At 39.0% G+C, this 22,795-nt stretch carries 21 protein-coding genes, 1 tRNA gene and 2 pseudogenes; 9 read left to right on the top strand and 15 right to left on the bottom strand.

All coding sequences use genetic code 11. The features are described from left to right. Positions 1–125: 125 nt before the first annotated feature. Both AACQ81_RS05785 and AACQ81_RS05780 read right to left on the bottom strand, forming a co-directional pair. Positions 126–290: pseudogene (locus tag AACQ81_RS05785) on the bottom strand (VOC family protein); the annotation flags it as partial. Between the two features lie 159 nt (positions 291–449). Continuing rightward, positions 450–1,043 (bottom strand): lytic polysaccharide monooxygenase, encoded by a 594-nt coding sequence (locus AACQ81_RS05780; RefSeq protein ID WP_237385213.1) that lies wholly within the window; start codon positions 1,041–1,043, stop codon positions 450–452. Between the two features lie 722 nt (positions 1,044–1,765). On the opposite strand from AACQ81_RS05780, the gene AACQ81_RS19670 reads away from it, so the two are divergent. Then, complete coding sequence (locus AACQ81_RS19670; protein ID WP_443089508.1) at positions 1,766–2,119, top strand: pyrimidine dimer DNA glycosylase/endonuclease V; 354 nt, start codon at positions 1,766–1,768, stop codon at positions 2,117–2,119. Here the strand turns inward: AACQ81_RS19670 and AACQ81_RS05775 are convergent. Then, positions 2,111–2,260, bottom strand: a pseudogene (locus AACQ81_RS05775) (IS630 family transposase); the annotation flags it as partial. The gene AACQ81_RS19670 and the pseudogene AACQ81_RS05775 sit on opposite strands and share 9 nt — an antisense overlap. 440 nt (positions 2,261–2,700) lie before the next feature. Here AACQ81_RS05775 and AACQ81_RS05770 point away from each other — a divergent pair. After that, positions 2,701–3,135: a phage tail fiber protein gene (locus AACQ81_RS05770; protein ID WP_237385212.1), complete on the top strand. Its 435-nt coding sequence runs from the start codon at positions 2,701–2,703 to the stop codon at positions 3,133–3,135. Positions 3,136–3,210: 75 nt separating this feature from the next. On the opposite strand, the gene AACQ81_RS05765 is transcribed toward AACQ81_RS05770, so the two are convergent. The 4 genes from AACQ81_RS05765 to AACQ81_RS05750 all read right to left on the bottom strand — a co-directional run bounded on the left by AACQ81_RS05765 (position 3,211) and on the right by AACQ81_RS05750 (position 6,576). Then, positions 3,211–3,861 (bottom strand): hypothetical protein, encoded by a 651-nt coding sequence (locus AACQ81_RS05765; RefSeq protein WP_237385211.1) that lies wholly within the window; start codon positions 3,859–3,861, stop codon positions 3,211–3,213. A gap of 566 nt (positions 3,862–4,427) precedes the next feature. After that, a tRNA-Pro gene (locus AACQ81_RS05760) sits at positions 4,428–4,504 on the bottom strand. Positions 4,505–4,579: 75 nt separating this feature from the next. Further along, entirely contained in the window at positions 4,580–6,319 is a 1,740-nt protein-coding gene (gene yejM / locus AACQ81_RS05755) for an LPS biosynthesis-modulating metalloenzyme YejM (protein WP_237385210.1), read from the bottom strand. 29 nt (positions 6,320–6,348) lie between these two features. After that, on the bottom strand, positions 6,349–6,576 hold the full coding sequence (locus AACQ81_RS05750; RefSeq protein ID WP_237385209.1) for a YejL family protein: 228 nt from the start codon (positions 6,574–6,576) through the stop codon (positions 6,349–6,351). Between the two features lie 277 nt (positions 6,577–6,853). On the opposite strand from AACQ81_RS05750, the gene yejK reads away from it, so the two are divergent. Beyond that, positions 6,854–7,861, top strand: a complete 1,008-nt coding sequence (yejK, locus tag AACQ81_RS05745) for a nucleoid-associated protein YejK (RefSeq protein ID WP_237385208.1) — start codon at positions 6,854–6,856, stop codon at positions 7,859–7,861. A gap of 109 nt (positions 7,862–7,970) precedes the next feature. Here the strand turns inward: yejK and rplY are convergent, their stop codons facing one another. Then, entirely contained in the window at positions 7,971–8,252 is a 282-nt protein-coding gene (rplY, locus tag AACQ81_RS05740) for a 50S ribosomal protein L25 (RefSeq protein ID WP_092548947.1), read from the bottom strand. Between the two features lie 164 nt (positions 8,253–8,416). Beyond that, on the bottom strand, positions 8,417–10,174 hold the full coding sequence (locus AACQ81_RS05735; RefSeq protein WP_237385207.1) for a DEAD/DEAH box helicase: 1,758 nt from the start codon (positions 10,172–10,174) through the stop codon (positions 8,417–8,419). 264 nt (positions 10,175–10,438) lie between these two features. On the opposite strand from AACQ81_RS05735, the gene rsuA reads away from it, so the two are divergent. The 3 genes from rsuA to AACQ81_RS05720 all read left to right on the top strand — a co-directional run bounded on the left by rsuA (position 10,439) and on the right by AACQ81_RS05720 (position 13,393). Further along, on the top strand, positions 10,439–11,146 hold the full coding sequence (gene rsuA, locus AACQ81_RS05730) for a 16S rRNA pseudouridine(516) synthase RsuA (RefSeq protein WP_237385206.1): 708 nt from the start codon (positions 10,439–10,441) through the stop codon (positions 11,144–11,146). A 32-nt stretch (positions 11,147–11,178) separates the two neighbouring features. Next, positions 11,179–12,366, top strand: a complete 1,188-nt coding sequence (locus tag AACQ81_RS05725) for a Bcr/CflA family multidrug efflux MFS transporter (protein ID WP_336885660.1) — start codon at positions 11,179–11,181, stop codon at positions 12,364–12,366. Positions 12,367–13,048: 682 nt separating this feature from the next. After that, the gene (locus tag AACQ81_RS05720; RefSeq protein ID WP_237385205.1) at positions 13,049–13,393 is read left to right on the top strand and encodes a YejG family protein; all 345 of its coding nucleotides are present in this window, start codon (positions 13,049–13,051) and stop codon (positions 13,391–13,393) included. 100 nt (positions 13,394–13,493) lie between these two features. On the opposite strand, the gene mepS is transcribed toward AACQ81_RS05720, so the two are convergent. Both mepS and AACQ81_RS05710 read right to left on the bottom strand, forming a co-directional pair. After that, positions 13,494–14,081 carry a bifunctional murein DD-endopeptidase/murein LD-carboxypeptidase gene (mepS, locus tag AACQ81_RS05715; RefSeq protein ID WP_237385204.1) on the bottom strand — a complete coding sequence of 196 codons (588 nt, stop codon included), beginning with the start codon at positions 14,079–14,081 and terminating at the stop codon, positions 13,494–13,496. A gap of 344 nt (positions 14,082–14,425) precedes the next feature. Next, on the bottom strand, positions 14,426–15,130 hold the full coding sequence (locus AACQ81_RS05710; protein WP_237385203.1) for a phosphatase PAP2 family protein: 705 nt from the start codon (positions 15,128–15,130) through the stop codon (positions 14,426–14,428). A 949-nt stretch (positions 15,131–16,079) separates the two neighbouring features. Here AACQ81_RS05710 and AACQ81_RS05705 point away from each other — a divergent pair. Next, on the top strand, positions 16,080–16,391 hold the full coding sequence (locus AACQ81_RS05705) for a type 1 fimbrial protein (RefSeq protein WP_237385202.1): 312 nt from the start codon (positions 16,080–16,082) through the stop codon (positions 16,389–16,391). Positions 16,392–16,468: 77 nt separating this feature from the next. Here the strand turns inward: AACQ81_RS05705 and yeiP are convergent, their stop codons facing one another. Beyond that, positions 16,469–17,041 carry an elongation factor P-like protein YeiP gene (gene yeiP, locus AACQ81_RS05700; RefSeq protein ID WP_237385201.1) on the bottom strand — a complete coding sequence of 191 codons (573 nt, stop codon included), beginning with the start codon at positions 17,039–17,041 and terminating at the stop codon, positions 16,469–16,471. A gap of 130 nt (positions 17,042–17,171) precedes the next feature. Continuing rightward, positions 17,172–18,416 carry a tryptophan permease gene (gene mtr / locus AACQ81_RS05695; protein ID WP_237385200.1) on the bottom strand — a complete coding sequence of 415 codons (1,245 nt, stop codon included), beginning with the start codon at positions 18,414–18,416 and terminating at the stop codon, positions 17,172–17,174. 290 nt (positions 18,417–18,706) lie between these two features. Between mtr and fruK the strand changes: the two genes are divergently transcribed. Then, entirely contained in the window at positions 18,707–19,645 is a 939-nt protein-coding gene (gene fruK / locus AACQ81_RS05690; RefSeq protein WP_237385199.1) for a 1-phosphofructokinase, read from the top strand. Here fruK and nfo read toward each other — a convergent pair whose 3' ends face one another. Both nfo and AACQ81_RS05680 read right to left on the bottom strand, forming a co-directional pair. Then, complete coding sequence (gene nfo / locus AACQ81_RS05685) at positions 19,646–20,488, bottom strand: deoxyribonuclease IV (RefSeq protein WP_237385198.1); 843 nt, start codon at positions 20,486–20,488, stop codon at positions 19,646–19,648. 92 nt (positions 20,489–20,580) lie between these two features. Continuing rightward, a complete protein-coding gene (locus AACQ81_RS05680; protein ID WP_237385197.1) occupies positions 20,581–21,663 on the bottom strand; it encodes a YeiH family protein in 1,083 nt (360 codons plus the stop codon). A 187-nt stretch (positions 21,664–21,850) separates the two neighbouring features. Here AACQ81_RS05680 and yieE point away from each other — a divergent pair, with 187 nt between their 5' ends. Continuing rightward, complete coding sequence (gene yieE / locus AACQ81_RS05675) at positions 21,851–22,714, top strand: DNA-binding transcriptional regulator YeiE (RefSeq protein WP_237385196.1); 864 nt, start codon at positions 21,851–21,853, stop codon at positions 22,712–22,714. Positions 22,715–22,795 lie beyond the last annotated feature (81 nt).

Genomic DNA, 22,795 nt, shown 5'->3' with positions numbered 1-22,795 from the left:
GCAATCATTGTTGCCAATTTATGTGGCAGCTTATTCGTAATGTGAAAATTTTTTTGAAAAGGGCTTCGTTAACGGATTGGAAAGAAATGAGAAATATAAGAGTCTCACCATTATGACAAACTATTTAGATGCCAGGAGTGATTAGGATGTCCTAACATGATTCCATCAAAATTATCGTGATCTTTAAATTCGATTAGTATAGTGAAATCTAAGCCTTTACAGTACATATCTGAAATTTCAACAAGATTGTCTGTTGGTCTGGCAATTCTAAGTATAGTTGATTTTTTCATTTTTTTATTAAGTAAGCTAAATTGGTAAACGTATCCTATATAAAATTATTTTTGTTTTATTAGGAAAAAGTGCTGGTACTCTATCAGCACTTTTCATGTTTATTACTTTTAATGTGACTAATTAATTATGGATAAAAATATGAATGCCACTAAAAAACATTATTTAATATCAGCATCAATAACTTGATAGAAAGCATTATTGGTGTCTGCAATTGTCCATGTACCGAGAATGACATGGTATCCTGAACGTTCTGGTACATCACAAGTTAAAGAGACATTCTGAGATGGTTTTTTTCCATCATCAAAACGTTCACAGAAAGGATTTAAATCAAATTGTGCACGGGTGAGAGGCTTATTTGGATCCCAATCAGGTTTGGTAATAAAAAATTGCCATGAAGTAGTGCTATGCAGGGCTGTTAATGTCCATGAAAAAGTGTTAGTGCCTTTATTAATTGCAACATGATGCCAGCGATCTGCGCTCTGTTCGTTGAGTTGATTGAATTGACTAACTCCACCACTGGCAATGTTCCCATCAGGTGGCCCACTTTGTGGAAAACCTTTAGAGCCTTCAACAGATTGTGGCTCATACATAACAGGCCCACAATTTTTGTTAGTAAGCTTAGCACATAAAAGTGCTCTGCTTGGTGGGGAATCGATATATCCGTGGAGAGTAGTTGCTTCAGCAGTACCAGATAGTGGGATTGAACCAAAAGTAGTCAATCCCACTAAAAGTAATGACTTTTTAATGTTCATGATGAATTTCCTATTTTCCATGCTTGACTGTAAAATAAGTAAAGTTACTTATTTTTATTATATTAGTTGGTATATATGAAATTTAATTCATTTTTTATGGAAGTGCATAGAGATATTTATAACAAAATTAGCCAATTATAAATGCTTAATTTATGATAGGGGTATGCTAGGAAGATTTGCTTAAGTTAAATGATTCTTGTTTAAGATAATTAATAAAATTTGATATTATTCGGAGTTGATATTGCTTCTACATAAGAAAAATCCCTCCCTGAGTATAGGGAGGGGAAGAGCGAAATAAGAAGCAAATGAGGGTGTACTAAAAGTAGAGCATTCGAGTACACATAGATAAAATAGACCAAAATGGCAGATTATACAATTAACTAATCTTAAACAAAAATTTTATAATGAAAAAATGTAAGTTATTTATTAAAAATCAATACACTATGCTTTTGTTGGACTTTTTAATAAAAAAAATTAAAAAGATCAGGTGGATTCGAGCCAGTAAACAATGGTTTTTTCGTCGATTTATAATTTATTATCCTTTCTAAGGAGGTATTCAAAAAATTATAGATGGTGTATATATAATAGAGCTAGTAGTTTTAACCCTTTTAACCCACTTGAATAGTTTATTGCATACTCTTAATCGTATCAAGATACAGATTTGTTTTACTTGAGTCACATAGTTTTATGCTCTTGGCTTAGAGAACTATTTTCTTGCTGCCATGCTGTATCTCGAAATCAATTGGATATATACAATAAAGATAAAAATTTATTTATTAAAAGTTATGACAAGAATAAATGTTATTCCTCCGAATGAACTATGTGATCAGCATTTGCTTGCAGAACATAGAGAGCTGACTAGAATCCCCAATGATATAATCAAAAGAAACGGTAAAGTTACACTGACAACACTGGAGGCATATACATTAGGCAACGGTCATGTGATCTTTTTTAGAGATAAGCTCTTATTTTTAAAGAAAAGATACGAGGTTATTTATCAGGAATGTTTGAATAGGGGGTTTTCTGTAGTAAATAGATGGTCTGATGAAGTTAGTATTTATACCAATCTAACTTGAAGATGCAGGTTTTAAAATCTGAAAGTTGTCAGTCAGTCGAGTCGTGAGTTCTTTCGCTTTTTCTGGCAAAGTGGTATGAAAAAAGTGGCGAAGGGTTTCACGGAATGTCTTCGCATCCGGAAAATAAACATTGTTACGTACTGTGATTGGTCAGAGTTACATGTGTGTTCACGCCGACTAACTGACCAAAAGGTTTAAACTTATCATGCTAAAACATGAAGATATGACAACAACAACCGCCTGTGTTCTGGAAACTGTTCCTCTGTATGACTGAGCATCTATTTCCGATATATCTACCCTGACGGGGCTATCCGCGCTACGTTGCCAATTACTGTTAACTCAATTTTGTCTGGCTGGATTGATGAAAAGCCGGGACAGCGACACGTTTTTTAAACGTTACCCTTAACACATACGTCAGCTTACTGAACATTAGAGGGTGGGCTGATCCAACGGGGGTACATTCATGCAGCCGCTGGTTTGTTACACCTGATGGTAACGCTGGTATTAGCTACGCCTTATATCATGGTGAGGATGAATATTATTATAACAATGTTGATTTATGGGGCACGAGAAATACCACCGTGGTTGATGGTTATCTCAAATCTGCATCCCCCATTATCAAAATTTGGAGTAATGGAACATTCGAAACCAACGAGGAATCAGTGGGCGCAACGGTTGAGCGTCTGTTTGAGGGCGTATACTTCATTAAAAACGTTTTAGGATTTAACGCCGATGTTGCATGGGGCGGAGTCGATGGTGGGGTTGAAATTCTGATGTGCAAAAATAAATTACCGCTGATTTGGGTCAACTATGAAGTATTGCCTGATGGCGCGATAAAAATCATGACCTATCACAGAGAACACCCAAACGCACCGGAGTTCGCTAAAAATATACGTCAGGGTTATTCTGACGGGGATTTGATTGATATTCCGGCTGGCAGGTCTATTTCGGTCCGTGTCCAGATGCCGGCAGATTCGGTGTGGAATGTGAGGCAGGCAACTCAGGATTCAGGTTAGTTTAAACCCGCAGAAAGTTGCGGGTTATTAATGGGCTATCAATTTCACTGAGAAGCAGCAAAAGGCTAATGTATACTAAAGTGATGCATGAAAATTAACTCTCCTAAATTTGTTATCAGGGAGTAGTACGTGCCTAATATAAGGTTCCAATGAGTATCTTTGCTCAGGTGGAGGGAGGTAATGCCCGCTAGCATTTGTCCAACTCATTAGCTCACCTTTACAAAACGTTAACACTCCCGCAAAAATCACTGGCTCCCTGTAACTTATTGAGGTATGCCCTTGAACTACATCATTCCCATGATAACTGGAATCACGAACAGTTTTAGCGCAGCGTACATTACAAGGATCTTCCCGAGTAATAACAAAAAGATAGATTCCATTCGCTTCATTCGTTTTATACGCATCATTCGTTTTATCCGCGTAGTGTTTTTCAATTGCATTATTGAGTAAGTAATATTTACCATCTAATTTTATCAAAAAATAAACAGAACCATTTCCAGCAGGAGCTTGTGGTTTTTTATTTTCCCGGACTGAAAGTGAGTTTTCTATCATTCTTAATCTATTAAATAGAAGAGTATTAAGTTTCTTATGAGGATCGTTTTCTTCCTCGCGTTCTTTAAATCCTTTTAGTTTGTCAGCCACCCATTGATCACCATATAGCCTCCCTTCACTCTCCCTTTTTCTAGTCCGCTCTACCCTTTTAGCTAGCCATTCATCAAGCTTCATAATAAGTCACCCCTTATGGTTAGGCTGTGTAGTGGTCTCACATTCATAACAGAAAATAAAATAACACTGGTAATATTTTCATTTTGTGATTAGGTTCAACTAGTGGTAATTCCAAAGTGATGGAGATGGCTCAAATTTGAGTTATCATAAAATTCAAATAGATAAAGCGGAGTATCACATAACGCTTTGATTTTATTAATCTCTGGCACAGTGATGGAATTACGTAAAATCAACTGTGGTGGAAATCCCCATGGTTGCATTGGTCACGGATAGACTGACCTATGGTAAGTGGTACAGATGGTACAGTTATTTTGCGATTTTTTCGTTAAGGCGTGATTTTTTGGATAAATACATCAAGTCTCTATTGTGGAAATCACAACATAGGACGGCTTGAAATTACGCGCTCATCCAAAGTGTGATATCCCACTTTGGGCGTGATGATTTCTATCTCAATAAAGATGGCGTTTTGGGATAGGGATTTACACCCATTTTACACCAGTTTTACACCAAGCAAATTTCAGGCATAAAAAAACCAACCTTAACAGGTTGGTTTTTCTGGGGAAATTTGGTCGGCATGATAGGATTTGAACCTACGACCCCCGACACCCCATGACGGTGCGCTACCAGGCTGCGCTACATGCCGATGACTTTTCTTATACTACCGTTTTTTATTTTCAAAGCAAGCCCCTAACTTAATGAGTGCTTGATTTTTAAACGATTAATTCGCTAAAAAACGTTTTACTTCAGTTAATATCTGTAATAGTTGAGCTAGGTTTGGTTTGGTAGACTGAATTTCATTGCCATCCAAATCATATAAATGATATTCCCCATCCTTAGAAAGATAGATTGTGTTTGTAGCGGTTGTAACTATTAATGAGCCGTCATTACCAGTAATCAGCCATGGATTTTCTCTCTGAGCGTTGAAGAGATCTTCGCCTTGTGAATAATCTTCTGGAGAATTACTTACGTGCAGTAAGCGCTGCATTAGCGTTGTCATGATGTCCTGATGATTGGTTAGTTTATTTACTACTTGCGCTGGTGTGTTTGGCCAGTGAATTATCAGGGGAACATGGATTTTTTCGCGGTTGAATTTATCACCGGTAAACCATGATGCTGAGTGGTTTGTTGTTTCTTTGTTCTGCTTGGCTGTAATCACGATGATAGTTTTATCCAGGATGCCTTTATTGACCAAAGTTTCTAAAACAGTATTGATTTCAGCATCCAACGCTTTTTTATCAAAGTTACTTGATGGATATGTGAGACCATTAATATCCAGGAATGAGAACCACGGTGTTGAATTATTACGTAGATCCAACCAATTACGCCATTGGGTCACAGTTAAGTTATCGTTCTGTTTATTGGTATTTGGCAATGAGTAATCGGTTAAAATAGCTTGACGGTAAAGTGGGGTTTCAAATCCATCTGAAGAAAAAAGACCAAATTGATACCTCTGATGCGTCAGTGCATCAATAAGTGCGGATGATTTTCTTGCATTGAGTATACCGTCCAGATAACCCGATGATATGCCATAGAATAAACCAAATAATGCAGTATCGTTCTTAACACCAGTACTGAAGTGTTGAGTAAACTGGATATTTTTCTTCGCAAAGTGTTTCAAAGTTGGCATATCCGTGAGGATATCTTGATTATCCAGCCCATCTACGACGAGCAAGAGCAAGTTATAGCCGCGTCCGGTATCATGGTAGGAGAGGTTATTCAGTGGATAATTGACGCTTAGTGCCGCCGGATTTCCTTGTTGGTTAATACGGCGTTGATATTCTTGTTGATCCAGTAGGCCATGCTTTTCAAGGAACTTACGGGCAGTCATTGGATAAGAAAGCGGTAAGTTTGAGCGCTGCATGGTAATTGGACGATAGAAATTAGCATCTGCCCAAATATACATAAGATGGGAAGCTACAAAAGTGGTAATAAATACGGCTGCCAATGGCTTGCCAAATCGTTGTCGGCTCAGGCTGCGTAGTTTTTGCCAGCTCCATGTACCAAAGAGCATCTGTATCAGAAAAATAATAGGTATACAGATGAACATTAGTTGCCATTCCCTTGCTAATTCGCCTTGTTCTGGATTAATCACTAAATCCCAAACCAGTGGGGTTAAGTGTAAATGAAAGCGAACATAGATGGAGGAATCGAAGATTAACAGCGTTAATCCTGCTGTTGCGAATGCAGCTGAAAGAAACCTTAATAACCGCTGAGACATAACGATAAATGTTAGCGGGAATAAGAGAAGTAAGTAAATGGCAAAGACGATAAAGCTGAAGTGGCCGAGCCAACTGACCAGCGCATAGACGCGCCCAAACAGTGAACCCGGCCAGTCAGATGCAAATAAATAGCGACTGCCCAGCACAAGACTGAACACGATGTTGAACAGTGCGAACCAGTGCCCCCAACTGATCATTTGAGAAACTTTTTCGCGATAATGCTGACGGCTAGTCACCATATTTTCTTTACGTCAAGGTTTTAAGTAAATTAATGCGCTTTGTCTTCGTTAACTGAAGACTGTAACGCGCGTGCAAATGAGTCTGCGATGTGCTTGCGCTGCGCAGGAGCAATGCTCGTATTAATTAAATTCGTTACCATATTGCCCAAAACCATCAAGGTGAGGTCAGTCGGCGTATGGTTTTTCTCGAAAACATTTACTAATTCAGTTAATAAATGTTCAACTTTTTCATCGCTATAGCGAGATGACTGTGGCATAAATCAAATATCCTGAATGTACAAAGCCCCATATCTTACCGTATAGAAGGGTGATTTTCTGCTTTTTTATAACAAATTAATTTCCTATTGTGGAAGTTGTTGCCATTCTTGAATCTGTTGCATCATTTTAGTCTTTGATATGTTGAATGTTGATAATTAATTTGTGAACGTTTTTCCATCATTTGGGTTTTTGGTTGCAGCAGAAAGATAACGATGTTTGAATACGTCGCTAATCGCAAGAGCCTATACGGTCAAAGCTGCAAAAGGAGTATAAATAATGAGTCTGGAAATTACCCAGATCGCGTTACACCGGTTGATTAAACGTGACGAACAAACGTTAGAAGTAATTTTGCGCGATTCTCTTCTGGATGCCAATCAAGTTGTCGAAGAGATGATGGCGGAATTACATCGTGTATATAGCGCGAAAAGCAAAGCTTACGGTTTGTTCAATGAAGAGAGTGAACTGGCAGAATCCCTTCGTCATTTGCGTAAAGGAGATGAGGATTTTCTTGGTTTTAGCCGAGCAGCAACCGTGCGTCTGAAAGATGAGTTGGCAAAGTATCCGTTTGCAGAAGGTGGAACGGTGTTGTTTTGTCAATATAGATACCTGACGGTGGAATATTTGCTCATAGCAACCCTTAATAGCTGTAACAGTATGTCCGTTAATGATGAACTTGATGTGAACACGACGCAGTATCTTGATATTCCTCATGCTGACATTGTTGCGAGAATCGATTTGACTGAGTGGGAAACTAATCCTGAATCCAGCCGTTATTTGACTTTCCTCAAAGGTAGGGTAGGGCGAAAAGTTTCTGATTTTTTTATGGACTTTCTGGCTGCCAGTGAAGGAATGAATGCGAAAGTACAGAATAAGGGACTGTTGCAGGCTGTGGATGATTATTGTGAATCGGTACAGTTGGATAAAAATGAACGTCAGGCTTATCGCCAGCAAGTTTATGGTTACTGTAATGAGCAATTGCAGGCAGGCGAAGAGATTAAGTTACAAGAACTATCCCAAGAATTACCAGCTCTGGGTGAGCAAAGTTTCCAGCAGTTTTCACAGGAACAGGGATATGAATTGGAAGAAAGTTTCCCTGCTGATCGTGGGACATTGCGCCAATTGACGAAATTCGCAGGGAGCGGCGGAGGGCTGACCATAAATTTTGATGCAATGTTAATGGGAGAACGGATTTTTTGGGACCCGGTCACGGATACGTTGACAATTAAAGGTACTCCACCGAATCTACGTGACCAATTACAACGTCGTGGCAGTGGTAATCGCTAATTTTGATAGTCAATGCGAATAATTAAATATTTTAAGCTGTAGAAATAAATAACGCCGCAAATGCGGCGTTATTTACTCGGCGTCCCGATAAAAGCTCGACTGTGGCTAATTAAGCACGCAGGAAATCGATGTGCGTCAGTTTAGGTTTAAACGGATGACGCTGTACTGCCTGCACTTTAACTTTAGTTTCTTTACCATCAACAACCAGAGTCATAACTTCGTAGAATTCTGGTTTGCTTTCGTGGTTGATAACTGCATCGTGATCCAGTTCGATAGAAACTGGCTCTTGGTTACCGCCATAGATGATCGCTGGAAACTTGTTAGCTCTACGCAGGCGGCGGCTCGCACCCTTACCCTGCTCTTGACGTACTTTCGCATTAATAGTTAACATCATTTTTCTCTATAAAAGAAGAAAATAAATCCTGCTACAGGCGACCCAGCAGCAGGCTCGATACTTGGCTTAACATTATGTATTACGCTAAGCGGACGGCATTCTAACGAAAATCCGATATGACAGCAAATAGAAATGTATTTTACGGCGGGTATTGGATGTCCTTAATACAGAGCATCAGCTCGTCTAAATCGTCCTTTATAGTCAAAAATTTTTTCCCGAATTTGCCAAAACTGGCCTTTTTTGCGGGCGACAATAAAATCAGGATGACGTAATAAAGAGAGTTGATGAATGATATCTGTCGCTGTTTTCCACAGAAACGTTGTACCGGGTGCGCGTTGATGCTGGCGGAGGAACTGGAGTTCAAATACCTTCTTTTGGGCTGGAGTGGATAAACGGAACAGTTCTGATACATTTGCACCATCTTCGTCGTAATACGTAATTTTCAGCCATTCTCCTTTATTATCATGGCCCGGTGTCAATTGCATTCCACCACAGCGAAGAACCAGAGCATCTTTGAGTTTCAGGGCGGCTTTGAGCATATCATCAGGATCGACCAGTACTTCTTCGCAGCGGTGGCAACGTCGGGCCGCTATATCGTTTTCTTCGCCACAATGTGGACATGATTTGAAACGAAAACGGAAGTCACATTGCAGTCGTTTTCCATTTTCATCTTCTTCCCATCCTTGGCAGCGCCGTCCAAAGTGTTCAATGATCTTTCCCTCTACGGTATAAGTTCCCCAAAAAGTATTGGCGAACTGACAGATGGGGCAAAAAACCTGTACCGGTTGACTTTGTGAGTTAGGCTTACTGCTGCCAACTTCTGGCGTATAAAGATCATGGGGATTACCTGCGTAGTCCAGAATTAAACACTCTTTTTTATCAGGAGACAGACGTAATCCACGCCCGATGATCTGTTGGTAGAGGCTGACAGATTCTGTTGGCCGTAATATGGCAATTAAATCTACATGGGGAGCATCAAAACCGGTTGTGAGTACGGCAACATTGACCATATAGCGTAGTCGTTGTTCCTTGAACGCAGTAATTAAAAGATCTCGTTCTGATGCAGGAGTATCTGCGCTCACCAAAGCGGCTTGATCGGCAGGTAATAATTGGGAAATTTCTTTGGCGTGTTCGACCGTAGCAGCAAAAATCATCACTCCTTTCCGGTCTTGGGCATATTCAATGATCTGTTTGATGATATGCGGTGTAATACGTTTTTGGCGTTTTAACTCACGGTTTAGCTCAGCTTCGTTGAAAATACCTTGTTGACGGGTACGAACCTGACTGAAGTCATATTGTATTACCGGCATATCTAGTCTTTCTGGAGGAACCAGAAAGTGGTGTTTAATCATATAGCGCAGGGGAAGTTCATAAATACAATCACGGAAAAAACATCGTTCATCACCGCGCATCATGCCATGATAATGGTATTGGTATATCCAGCCAGAACCCAGACGGTAAGGTGTTGCAGTTAAACCTAAGATACGTATTTGAGGATTGTTTTTTTGTAGCTGCTGAATAATTTGTTGATATTGGCTATTTTCATCACCACTAATACGATGGCATTCATCAATGATTAGTAATGAAAAGTGGTGGTCAAAACAACCCAGATTGCGGACAATGGACTGAATACTGCCAAAAACCACTTTTCCCGCGCTTTGTTTTTGATTGAGTCCGGCTGAAAAAATATCTGCATTTAATCCATAAGTACAATATTTACTGTGATTCTGGGCCACAAGTTCTTTGACATGTGCCAGTACTAAAACACGGCCGTGAGCGAGTTTTGCCAATTCAGCGATGACAAGGCTTTTACCTGCTCCTGTTGGCAAAACAATAACAGCAGGATCTTCATGTTGGCGAAAATAACGGATGGTAGCATCTACCGCTTCTTGTTGATAAGGGCGTAAAGTAAAAGCCATTTTGTGTTACTGTCATGGTATCAGGTGAAAGATTATTGATGCAGATAATAACATTTTTCATTTAGCCTTGCTGACGAGAAAGCATTTGTTACTTCGTTTTCGTAGGGATTAGACGAGTGATGGCAATTGATTTATTATTGTTATAGTTTTATGGGTTATGATTATTCTAAAAATTATCTATGTAATCTAATATCCTAATAGTAGCCTTGAAGTTATTTGTAGTATCAAAGGCGTGTTCATGTTTTTATCAGGTAGATCTATTTCATGCGATTGGATAAATTTTTATCACAACAGTTAGGTATTAGTCGTAATGATGTGGGACGTGAGTTACGGGCAGAATTAGTTACCGTCGATAATGAAGTTATCAAGACAGGTGCCTATAAATTGAAGCCCGATCAGCAAGTTGCTTATGATGGAACGATATTGCAACAATTAAATGGCCCCCGTTATTTTATGTTGAATAAACCTCAGGGATATGTGTGTTCAACAGATGATCCCTCAAACCCGACTATTTTATATTTTATTGATGAACCCATTGCACATAAATTACATTCCGCAGGACGATTGGATATTGATACCACAGGGTTAGTTCTACTGACTGATGATGGCCAGTGGTCACACCGTATTACATCTCCCAAACATCATTGTGAAAAAACGTACCTTGTTACATTGGAACAGCCGATATCGGGAGATATTGAGGAGAAATTCTTTGCCGGAATCCAGTTGAATGGTGAAAAAACACTAACAAAACCAGCAAAATTAGAAATTATTGAACCTCAGATTGTACGTTTAACTATCAGTGAAGGGCGCTATCACCAAGTAAAACGCATGTTTGCGGCAGTAGGTAATTATGTTGTTGAACTCCATAGGGAACGAATTGGGGAAATTAATCTCGATCCAGCATTGGGAACGGGGGAATACCGAGCGCTGACTGATAGTGAAATAAATAGCATACAGATGCCAAGATTATAATTTTTTAACCTTCAATTTTTAGGAGTACCTACGTGCAACAACAGAGATTATCCTATTTGGGATTAGTCTTGATCCTTGGCTTGCTCTCTATGTTAATGCCATTGGCGATTGATATGTATTTACCGAGTATGCCAACGATCGCTGAAGATTTTGGTGTTAGTGATGGCTTGGTGCAAATGACGCAGAATAGCTATATTCTGGGGTTCGCCATTGGGCAAATAATATATGGGCCAATGTCAGATAGCTTAGGACGCAAACCTGTTATCTTAGGCGGTGTCATTGTTTTTGCCATATCTTCTGCGGCATGTGCTTTGGCACAAGATATTCATACTTTTATCTCTATGCGTTTCTTGCATGGTTTTTCTGCTGCTGCGGCTGGTGTTGTAATTAACGCATTGATGCGTGATATGTTCACGAAAGAGGAATTTTCCCGCAGTATGTCTTTTGTGACATTGGTGATGGTCATCGCACCACTATTGGCTCCCATGTTGGGTGGAATAGTGATGATATGGTTTAATTGGCATGCTATTTTCTGGTCAATCGCTATTGTTGCGGTAATTGCTGTTGCTTTGGTCGCTTTTTTCATCAGGGAAACGCTACCAAAAGAGAAAAGGCAGAGATTCCACTTAAGAACCACATTGAAACAGTTTGTTATGCTGTTTAGGCAGCGTCAGGTATTGTGCTATATATTAGCCAGCGGTTTTTCCTTTGCAGGAATGTTTTCTTTCCTTACAGTCGGCGCCTTTGTTTACATCAAATTAAATGGCGTGTCTGCGCAGGATTTTGGTTACTATTTTGGATTGAACATTATTTTCCTAACCATCATGGCGACTATTAATAGCCAGTGTGTTCGCAAATATGGCCCATTGAAAATGCTGCACGTGGGGCTATTTGTGCAGTTCATTATGGGATTATGGTTATTTTTTAGCACAATGTTCGATTTAGGGTTTATTTCGCTGGTAATTGGTGTTGCCATTTATATCAGCGGGATCTCCATGATCACATCGAATACCATGGCTGTTATATTGGATGATTATCCCCATATGGCGGGAACTGTTTCTTCATTAGCTGGGACTATCCGCTTTAGTATTGCTGCTTTAGTGGGAGCTATTTTGTCTTTATTGCCAGAGGAAAATGCTTGGCCAATGGTAGGATCAATGGTGTTATGTGTGATATTAGCGGTATCACTTATTATCTATGCACGTAAGGTGCAAAAATAAAATTCTCTGAAGGCTATCCTTTAATATTGGATAGCCTTGTTGTTTGCTCTATATCCTCCGTTGTTTTTGGGATTCGTTCCCTTTGCCACCCTACTGCATCTTGAAATCCATTGAGTATAGTTTTTAAAAATCCTCTTCTCAGCCCGATAGTGGTTAAGTGAGTATTGCTTCCTAAAGTATCTTGAATACGCAAAGAAGCGATTAATTGTCTTAATAGACAGGAAATAGCGAATGATCATTGGACAAATGTGGAAATTTGTTAACTTATTTGTACTGGAAAGTACCGTATTATTTGTTTTTTTGTTAACTTCTTGTTGCTCTTTAAGTGGGTGTAGATAATAATGGAACCATTATTGACTAATTGGTTGTAACTAAAGAAGATTATTCTTTTATTTGTATATGATAAAGCTTGAAAAAAACAAATATGTAAATAAGTATTGAATGAAAGGTTATTGCCTTGCATAAAAATAAGTTGAATTTTCTACCTAAACAGTATAAACATATATAAAATGCGAGGTTGATCGCATTTTTTTAAGGTGGAAAATGAAAGTAAGGGCGATAGTTTTATTTTTATTTTAACTTTTTATTTACTTTTTTGTTGGGTAGTTATTCGGTTTTGACGAATCGATAACTTACAGCTGGTGGTTAGATGTATTAATGTTATTTCTAATAGGAATGATACGTGGATAATATCCAACTTTCGGTAGTACACAGACTGCCGCAAAGTTATCGGTGGTCATCTGGTTTTGTTGGTTCGAAAGTTGAAATTTTGCCAACAGAAGGTACAGATATGAAAAATAGCCTGACAGGGCTGAAATTGTTAAGCCATGAAGGCGAAAAAGCACGGGATATAATGCATGTTATAAATCAGTCTATTGCTGATATGCAGATATTAAGTGCTGTGATTGAGTGGGAAGAAGAACCATGTTTATTTTTTGCGAAAGAAGATGAGAGCGCTGTGATGTGTCGTCTCAAGACATTAGGTGCTGCAATAGCCGAAAATATAACTGCTTTGTACCCGCTATAATTTTTACTCATCAATAAAAAACGCTTCCATTCAGTAAGCGTTTTTTATTGTCTGCAAGGGAGTGTTCTGAGTAATGAGTGACTGTATTCGTTGGTAGTGGTTATATTGAAACTTTCGTATTCTTTGCTAATACTCGCCTTGCTCCATAGTAACGTTTACTCCAATAAGCATCTGTCAGCTTGGATACAATCACGCCACTACTGGTTGAAGCGTGCACGAACTGATTATTACCAAGGTAAATGCCGACATGACGCATCCGAATCCCTGTTTTGAACAGCACCAAGTCACCTACGCGTAATTTAGAACGACTAACGGTTTGACCAATATTTTGTTGTTCTAACGTGGAACGAGGCAATGCCATGCCAAACTGATCATGAAATGTACGCTGGACAAAAGCTGAACAGTCAATACCACGCTTTGTGTTTCCACCAAGACGATAGGCAACACCTTTCCAGTCTGCATATTGGTTAAGTAGCTTAGATTTGGTATCTAAATTATTAACCAAAGTTTCAAATTCATCCTGAGATGATTGCAGTAAGAAATGCTTTTGAGAGTTTACTGCATGCATCTCAGTTTGTTTATTGCGGAGCTTGGAATCTGGTGAACTACATGCAGTTAGTACTACTGCCGCTAGAATTGCGGGGATCAGCCGCAATATGTATCTCAGTATTGATTGAGACTTGACCATCGTATTGATTTTCCCCTGCAGTCCTTAACGTGACTTATCGTCATCATAAAAAGCCAAACATTCTAAAGCCTAGTCATAATATGGCGAATTAACAAATTTTCTGTTCCTAAAGTGTGCGAAACAACACATTTTATTATTATCTTTACAAAACGTATTATTTTAATAAAAAGGACGTAGAAAAGAGTACTGAAATCATTAATAAAAAGCGAGATATGAATGGAGTTATTTACAAAAAATTAGATTAGTAACTAAGGAGTTAGAGAGGATTATTGTGGTTTTATACTGATTTGATAAATACTTTATAATATCGGGCAGATATCTGCTATCTGCCCGATATTGCAGTATCAACTAGCTCGTCTAATGTGCGGTAATTTCTTATCTAGCCATTTTGCTATAATGTCACTTAATGGAGTCAATAATACCCAGCTCATGCCAATCAGTGTCAGGGATAAGGAGCCGACAGCAATGTCTGTAAACCAGTGAGCACCGGCCATAATGCGGGGGAGGGCGAAGGCAACCATAATCAACAGAGCAACAAAGAATGCGCTGCGAGAGACATAACGAAGGATAAAGCTACTGAAAATTAAAAGCATTAACCCGTGATCGCCAGGGAAGCTATCTTTGGAGGCATCTTTAGTATGCCAACTTGTCATTTCTCCTATGCGATTAACATTTTCAAATGTCAATGTTGGACTAGGGCGGCTGACAGGAATTTGGTGACCAATTTGGTTAATGATTACAGCTGAGATCAGCATCACTAGGCCAAGCATGAAAAGCCCACGCTTACCCGCATAATCCTGTTTGCGAAACGCGCTGTAATAAAGCAGTCCCATACATAAAAGTGAGATAACATCAAATGCTCTTACATTAGCGATAGCTACAAATAGGGAAAATTTAGAATTTGGCAGCAGTTTCTCATTAAAAAAATAAAAAATGCTGGAATCAATATGAAACCAAAAACCGTGGTTCTCTGGTAGGTACCATGAGAGAAACAAGGCGATACCAAGGATATTAAGCACAAGTATGGCTAGTGGGTGACTGCGAGTCATGGAATACCTATTTTAACGCGAAAATGGACTTTGGTAGTCAAATTAACAGGGATGGCACTATAACAAAATTTATAGGAAAGCGTAATAACTAAGGAGAGAGTATCGTTAAGGTGTGATTATATCAGTATATTTGGACATTTCATCGATGAATTATTTTATTGTTAATATAAAAATGATTTCCTGATATCAGAAAAATAGCTCAATCCACATGTCAGTACCGATAATATATATTTAGCGTAACATTGATGTCTGACTATTATTAAATAACTATATATGAATAACCTTATATCCAGATTTATTAGAATATTATGTTGAGTTGTGGTCGGGATAAATAAAAAGTATAAAGAAATTGTTTCATTTTCCGTTATATAGATAGAAGAGCGTTATACCATTATCTGATTTTCAGATTAGTGCGGTGCCAAAATAGATAATAGTGCTTGTTTTGGAGATTGAATACTTATGTTACGAAAAATGGCGATTTTTTTGTTTATGTCTTTCTCTTACCTGCAATGGCGTATTCTTCGCCCAATCTTATGTTCTGTTATGTTCACTTTTATGATGCTATTGTTGACCTTCTATGACTATTTAATTGGGATGCCGGATATGCTGATGAGGGTGGGGGAAAGTAAAAATTTAGGTGTAATTACTATAAATTATCACTAGGTTTTATGGAGGGATTTGCCTAATTATTCTGTTTTTTTTATTTAATATACATAAATTATAATTATAACTTTCATTTGTGATTTGGTTCAAACAATGAGTGTTAATGGCAATGATTAAAATTATTTAATAAAAGTATTGTCATTATTTTTAGAAAAAAATCCACATTTGATATTTATCAATAAAAAGTGTTGCTGTCGTATTTTTTCTACATGAAATAGTTATTATGGAAATGAAGGATAAAAGGTAACTGAGTTTTAGTTAATGGAAAAACGAAAGTGAGGTGACCATGCAAAATTATCTTAAATTATTCATTGGCGGTTTATTGATTTCATGGCTTTCTTATGGATATGCCGAATCAACAGGAGGAATAATTCGGTTTTCAGGTGCTATTGTTGACCCAGGATGTCAGGTTATCATATCAAACACTCAGGCCAATATTTCTTGCTATCGGTTGGGAAAAAATCTCACAGTTAGGCAAATCATTTCAATTCATAAAACAACAGGTAGAGTCATACTTCCTGGTAACATAGGTGTTTCCAGTGTGAAGTGGACAGATAACCAGAAACGTGTGGCAATTGTTAATGTTGATTATTTTTGACTTAATAGATAATGGGTTGCTCTTTTGATTGGATTTTATTTTCGTCAAAAGAGCAACCCATATTCAAGAATACGGAATTAATCACAACGTCCCATATAGCGACGCTCTGTAATATGAATGCGGATTTTTTCGCCGGAACTGAGATATTCGGGAACTTGGATAGTTAATCCTGTACTCATTTTAGCGGGTTTAGTGCGCGCGCTGGCAGAGGCTCCTTTAATGCCCGGTGATGTTTCGTCAATGACCATATCAACAGTCTGTGGCAATTCAAGAGCCAGTAATTGACCATCCATTGTCAGAACCTGCATTCCTGGTAAACCCTCTTCTGGAATAAACAGCAGTTCTTCTTCAATTTGATCTTTTTTGAAATGATAAGGGGTGAAGTCTTCATCATCCATGAAAATATATTCATCACCGTCAATATAAGAAAAACTGACACTTCGGCGAGTCAATGTAATGGTTTCGATAATATCATCACCTTTGAAGCGCTCTTCCACCTTTTGGCCGGTACGAATATCAGTAAAACGCATTTTGTACAGAGTGCTGGCACCACGAGCGCTGGGTGACTGAATATCAATATCTTTCACTAACAGTAACTTTCCATTATGGTTGATTGCAGCACCGCGTTTAATTTCATTGGCTTTAGCCATAGATACCTTCCGTAAGAACAAGAAAATAGTGGAATGAAGATTCAAGTGGCGACAAAATTACTCGCAGTCAACTTATTAGGCAAGAAATGAATGAATACCCCAGTTAAAAGACTGGGGCGAAGGGAAAACATTAACGATAAGTTGGTAACAAATTAAACAAGGAGAGGATATGCGCTATTGCATTTACCAAACCGAACAGGATAACAAAGGCTATCAAGAAATTCCCTCCCGGAGCACGGTAGTTAGATTCCGGATAACGCTGACGGCTGGCACGAACCATTAGTGCAGGAATAATAACTGCCCACATTGTTGCGGCAAGACCCGCAAAACCAATTGCATACAGGAAGCCGTTTGGAAAGAGCAATGCCAGTACAGTAGGTGGAGCAAATGTTATCAGTGCGGTTTTAAAACGTCCTTTTCCGCTGTCATCGAATTTAAAAAAGTCTGCCAGATAATCAAATAATCCCAGTGATACCCCTAAAAATGAACTTGATAATGCCATATATGAAAAGGCATTTAAAAAGCGGGCCACGGCTGGATTGTCGGATGTATTATCCATCTGTTGCAGTAAGTTACCAATATTACCCCCATCGGCAATAATTTGCTTGAAAGCTTCACGGGGAATATTTCCCTGAATCGCGTACTGCCACAAAATATAGATGACCAAAGTTATTAATGCACCGTATAGCAAACTGCGAGTAACAGCTTTACTGTCTTTGTGATAATACTTAACCAGCCCAGGGACATTGCCGTGATAGCCAAATGATGTCAGCAGGTAAGGTAAAGCACCCAAAGCGTAAGGTAAATAACTTGTATCGGTGTTGTTCAAATCGAACAAAATGGTTGTTTTGACATCCGTAAACATACCCCCGACAGACATGATAAAGGTGATTACCATCCCGCCGATTAATATTGTGCTTAAACGATCGACTGCTTTAGTGGATATCCAAACAATAAAGGCAACGATAAAGGCGAATATCAAGCCAGCTACTGACTGTTTTATCGGAAGAATATGCTCAATATTGTGGAGGATGATTGAGCTTCCCGCTGAGATATAAGCATAGGTCAGGATATACAAAACGAAGGTGATGGATAAACCGGTCAGAATGCTCCAACCTTTACCTAGTAAGTCTTTGGTAACAGTATGGAAGCTGGAACCAATAGGATAATTCAGATTAGATTCAAGAATCATCAGACTGGAAAAATAAAGGCATACGCAGGTATACACCAGTAAAATAATTGATCCTGTAAACCATACGCCTGAGGTGACAATCGGAATGGAAAACATACCAGCGCCGATAGCAGTACCGGCAATGATCATAGCGCCACCGAATATGGAGGGGCGTTTCAAATTCTGCGTTACCTCAATGGTCATATAGACTCCCTGATGAATGGTGTTACCTTGTACTAGCGCAACGATACAGTAATGAGTAATATGTGTAAATAAATATTTATGGAAGTTAATTAAGTAGTTTTTGTCGTATTGTTCATACAAGGACAGGGGAGGAAAATTCTTTCGTGGAATATTTTTTACTTTCAGATAGTGATAATACAATGATCAATCTAGTAGTAATTTTAACTGAAACGATTCAATTTTGATGTTATAAATAACGGAGAAATCTTATATTTTACTTATGACTGTTTATTCAGGAGAAACTGGGCAAGATGAGCCGTCGAGTTGCCACAATTACTTTAAATCCAGCTTATGATTTAGTTGGCTTATGTCCAGATATTGTCAAGGGAACCGTTAACCGTGTACAGACAGCAGGGCTGCATGCTGCTGGTAAAGGGAATAATGTTGCGAAGGTTTTGTGTGACTTGGGTATCGATGTCACCGTCAGTGGTTTTCTGGGGCAGGATAATCAGGAAGGGTTTCAGCAATTTTTCAGCGAAAATAACATGATGAATCGTTTCCATTTGGTCTCAGGACGAACGCGTATTAATGTGAAACTGACGGAAAAGTACGGTGAAGTGACGGATTTTAATTTTTCCGGTTTTTACGTGACAGAGGATGAGTGGAACAAATTTGTCAGTGATTCTCTTATGTGGATGAATCAATTTGATATGGTTGTGGTCAGTGGCAGTTTGCCAGAGGGGATCTCGCCAGAATTATTTGCGGATTGGATGATTCAATTACGCCACCATTGTCCTTGTATTATTTTTGATAGCAGCCGAGAAGCACTTGTTGCTGGCCTCAGGGCATCACCGTGGCTGGTAAAACCTAACCGTCATGAATTGGAAATTTGGGCGGGTAAGCCACTACCGGATTTAGACAGCATTATTGATGTAGCTCATGAATTGCGCAATAGGGGGATTGCCCATGTTGTTATTTCATTAGCGGAACAGGGTGCATTGTGGGTTAATGCCTCTGGTACATGGTTGGCAAAACCGCCACATTGTGAGGTTATCAGTACAGTTGGTGCAGGGGATTCCATGGTCGGTGGATTGGTTTATGGTTTGCTGATGCGTGAATCCAGCGAACATACATTACGTCTGGCAACCGCAGTTTCCGCACTTACGGTTAGCCAGCCGAATGTTGGGATTAGAAGCCGTACTGAACTTGCTTCAATGATGTCAAGGATCGAACTGACTGCGGTTAGATGATTAATTTTGCTGAGATTTCAGCCAAGCAATTTCTTGATCCCAAATATCTGGATTGATCGTTTCAAGAACCAAAGGAATACCATTGAAGCGATCATCTTTCATAATATAACTGAAAGGTGTTTTACCGATATTACCTTCACCAAGGCTATGGTGTCGGTCAACTCGACTTGAGAATTCGCTTTTGGCATCGTTTAGGTGCATAGCTTTCAAGTAATTGAATCCAACAATTTCATCGAAAACTTTGAAGGTTTCGTCGCAGTCTTTTACAGTCCGTAAGTCGTAACCTGCTGCGAAAGCGTGACAGGTATCAATACAGACACCAACGCGAGTTTTGTCTTCAACACCGTCAATAATCGCAGCCAGCTGTTCAAATTTAAAACCTAGGTTAGTTCCTTGTCCAGCCGTATTTTCGATGACTGCGATGACATTCTGTGTCTTATCCAAAGTCATATTAATGGATTCTGCGATACGGGCTAGGCACTTATCAATATCGATTTTATTGAGATGACTTCCGGGATGAAAATTCAGTAAATCAATGCCTAACTGCTCACAACGCTGCATTTCATCAATAAACGCAGCGCGAGATTTTTCCAGGGCTTCTGTTTCAGGGTGACCAAGATTAATCAGATAGCTGTCATGGGGAAGAATTTGTCGACTGCCATAGCCGTAACGCTCACAATTCGCCTTGAATTTATCGATGACTTCTGTCGATAATGGTGGGGCATGCCACTGTCGTTGATTTTTTGTGAACAGGGCAAATGCCGTTGCATTTAATTCATGGGCGCGGATCACTGCCTGATCTACACCACCTGAAGCGCTTACATGTGCTCCTACAAGTTTCATATTTTTTCTCCTGTTTTTTATTATTATGGCATTGTTCGCCTCGCCAATAAAATTCAGCTAAAAACAGTCAATTCAATTCAGTGTTAAATTTTCTAGCCTAATAAATGTTGAATAACTTGATTGACGATTAATCCTCCTGCCATCAACCAGATAAACACAATAAGTGCCAATAGTATCGGTTTAACACCAGCTTGGCGAATGGCGCTAACGTGGGTGTTTAAACCTAAAGCAACCATTGCCATTGCTAACATGACAGTATCAGTGGTAATGATAAAGTGAACAAAGGATTCCGGTAATAGATGAAAGGAATTGAAGCCTGCCGTGATAATGAAAAATACGGCAAACCAGGGAATAGTTATCTGAGATTTTGCTTGGTTGTTACTGCTATTTTTTGCTTCCATGCGGTTAATATAACCTGAAAGCAAGAGCAAAAATGGTGCCAGCATCATAACACGGAGCATCTTGCTGATAACGGCTGCATTTTCTGCATCACTGCCTAATGTATGTCCAATGGCGACGACTTGAGCAACTTCATGAACGGTTGAACCAGAGAAAATACCAAATGTTTCTTGGGAGAAATTTAGCCATTGGTAATGGGTATTGAGTTGATAAAACCAAGGATAGATAAAGATTGAGATCGTGCCAAAAATCACCACCGTGGAAATAGCAATAGCAACTTTATTGGCTGGTGCTTTAACCACGGGTTCTGTTGCCATAACCGCAGCCGCTCCACAAATGCTGCTTCCTGCTCCGATTAAGATGACAGTTTGGCTATCTAGCTTAAAAAAAGTGCGCCCTACCCATAATGTAATAAAAAAAGTTGAAGAAAGCATAATGGCATCAATCAACATCCCAGTAGCGCCAATATCTGTAATTTGCTGAAATGTTAGCCGAAAACCATAAAAAATGATACCAGCTCTCAGTAAGTAGTGTTTGGAAAAATGGATACCCTTATCACAAATGGTTTTTAAAAAAGGATACAGCGTGTTACCTACAATGATCCCTAATAAAATGGCCAATGTCAGAACACCCAATCCCATATCAATAAACCACTGAATACTGCTGATATAAATAGCTAGTGTTGTCAGGAGAACGACTAAAATAAAACCAGGCACTAATTTTAAGGCGCTATTTGTGGTGGTTTTTGTCAATTCTTCCAGTTGATTTTCAGACATTACGGCGACTCTACACTTATACATTTTAGGAATAAGCATATAGAAGATTTTAAAATCAATAAAATTGATAAAATAAATATATATAACCAGAAAAACAAATCAAAAAAGTGTGACTTTTGTTAAGTTGCATAATACTGTCTAAAATCAAGACTACCTTTCTCTTTTATTTTGCTTCCCGTGAGGCCATATGCGTATCACTCTGAGACAACTGGAGATTTTTGCAGAAGTTCTGAAAAGTGGTTCAACGACACAGGCTTCCCTACAGCTGGCGTTATCACAGTCCGCAGTAAGTGCTTCTCTGACAGACCTTGAAGGGCAATTAGGTGTACAGCTGTTCGATAGGGTCGGAAAACGACTCGTGACCAACGAACATGGGCGTTTGCTTTATCCCAAGGCATTGGCATTGCTTGAGCAGGCTGGTGAAGTCGAGCAACTTTTCAAACTTGAGTTGGGGGCATTGCGATTGGCAGCCAGCAGTACGATTGGCAATTATATGTTGCCTGGAATGTTATCTAAATATCGTCAGGATTATCCTGACACACCCTTAGAATTAAATATCAGTAACACTGAAGATGTAATAAAGGCAGTTGTGGAATTTCGCGTCGATTTGGGGTTGATTGAAGGCTTGTGTCATAACCCTGAATTGATCACGCAACCATGGATGAAAGATGAATTGATTGTTTTTTCCTCTCCAGAAAGCACACTATTGCAGCGCAAGCTTACTATAGAAGATTTGATTAATGGACCTTGGATATTAAGAGAAAAAGGTTCAGGAACAAGGGAGGTACTGGATCATCTACTGTTTTCGCAAATGCCACGATTCAATATTGCTATGGAATTAGGCAATTCGGAGGCTATCAAACATGCTGTTCAATATGGAATGGGAATCAGTTGCCTTTCACGGCGGGTTGTCCAAGAACAGTTGAATAATGGGACATTAACTGAACTGGTGCTCCCCGGATTGCATCTCAACCGAACTTTGTACCTGATTTATCATCGTCAGAAACATATGTCCAATGCATTAAAAAAATTACTAAGTTATTGTAACTAGTATCTAAGTATCTAGTATTAAAGAGCTAATCGTATAGCTAATAATTGGCCGTAGATTATGAAGGTATCTTATAACCACGAA

The sequence above is a fragment of the Xenorhabdus sp. Sc-CR9 genome (assembly GCF_963897815.1).
Lineage (GTDB): Bacteria > Pseudomonadota > Gammaproteobacteria > Enterobacterales > Enterobacteriaceae > Xenorhabdus.
Note: the sequence above shows the minus strand (reverse complement) of the source record. Positions and strands in the feature narration are given on the sequence as shown.

Coding starts and splice junctions, on each gene's coding strand:
- AACQ81_RS19670 (WP_443089508.1), top strand. CDS start 1,766: ATGCTGTATCTCGAAATCAATTGGATATATACAATAAAGATAAAAATT.
- rplY (WP_092548947.1), bottom strand. CDS start 8,252: ATGTTAACTATTAATGCGAAAGTACGTCAAGAGCAGGGTAAGGGTGCG.
- rsuA (WP_237385206.1), top strand. CDS start 10,439: ATGCGATTGGATAAATTTTTATCACAACAGTTAGGTATTAGTCGTAAT.
- AACQ81_RS05780 (WP_237385213.1), bottom strand. CDS start 1,043: ATGAACATTAAAAAGTCATTACTTTTAGTGGGATTGACTACTTTTGGT.
- AACQ81_RS05735 (WP_237385207.1), bottom strand. CDS start 10,174: ATGGCTTTTACTTTACGCCCTTATCAACAAGAAGCGGTAGATGCTACC.
- AACQ81_RS05705 (WP_237385202.1), top strand. CDS start 16,080: ATGCAAAATTATCTTAAATTATTCATTGGCGGTTTATTGATTTCATGG.
- nfo (WP_237385198.1), bottom strand. CDS start 20,488: ATGAAACTTGTAGGAGCACATGTAAGCGCTTCAGGTGGTGTAGATCAG.
- yejM (WP_237385210.1), bottom strand. CDS start 6,319: ATGGTGACTAGCCGTCAGCATTATCGCGAAAAAGTTTCTCAAATGATC.
- AACQ81_RS05680 (WP_237385197.1), bottom strand. CDS start 21,663: ATGTCTGAAAATCAACTGGAAGAATTGACAAAAACCACCACAAATAGC.
- AACQ81_RS05750 (WP_237385209.1), bottom strand. CDS start 6,576: ATGCCACAGTCATCTCGCTATAGCGATGAAAAAGTTGAACATTTATTA.
- fruK (WP_237385199.1), top strand. CDS start 18,707: ATGAGCCGTCGAGTTGCCACAATTACTTTAAATCCAGCTTATGATTTA.
- mtr (WP_237385200.1), bottom strand. CDS start 18,416: ATGACCATTGAGGTAACGCAGAATTTGAAACGCCCCTCCATATTCGGT.
- yeiP (WP_237385201.1), bottom strand. CDS start 17,041: ATGGCTAAAGCCAATGAAATTAAACGCGGTGCTGCAATCAACCATAAT.
- yieE (WP_237385196.1), top strand. CDS start 21,851: ATGCGTATCACTCTGAGACAACTGGAGATTTTTGCAGAAGTTCTGAAA.
- mepS (WP_237385204.1), bottom strand. CDS start 14,081: ATGGTCAAGTCTCAATCAATACTGAGATACATATTGCGGCTGATCCCC.
- yejK (WP_237385208.1), top strand. CDS start 6,854: ATGAGTCTGGAAATTACCCAGATCGCGTTACACCGGTTGATTAAACGT.
- AACQ81_RS05765 (WP_237385211.1), bottom strand. CDS start 3,861: ATGAAGCTTGATGAATGGCTAGCTAAAAGGGTAGAGCGGACTAGAAAA.
- AACQ81_RS05710 (WP_237385203.1), bottom strand. CDS start 15,130: ATGACTCGCAGTCACCCACTAGCCATACTTGTGCTTAATATCCTTGGT.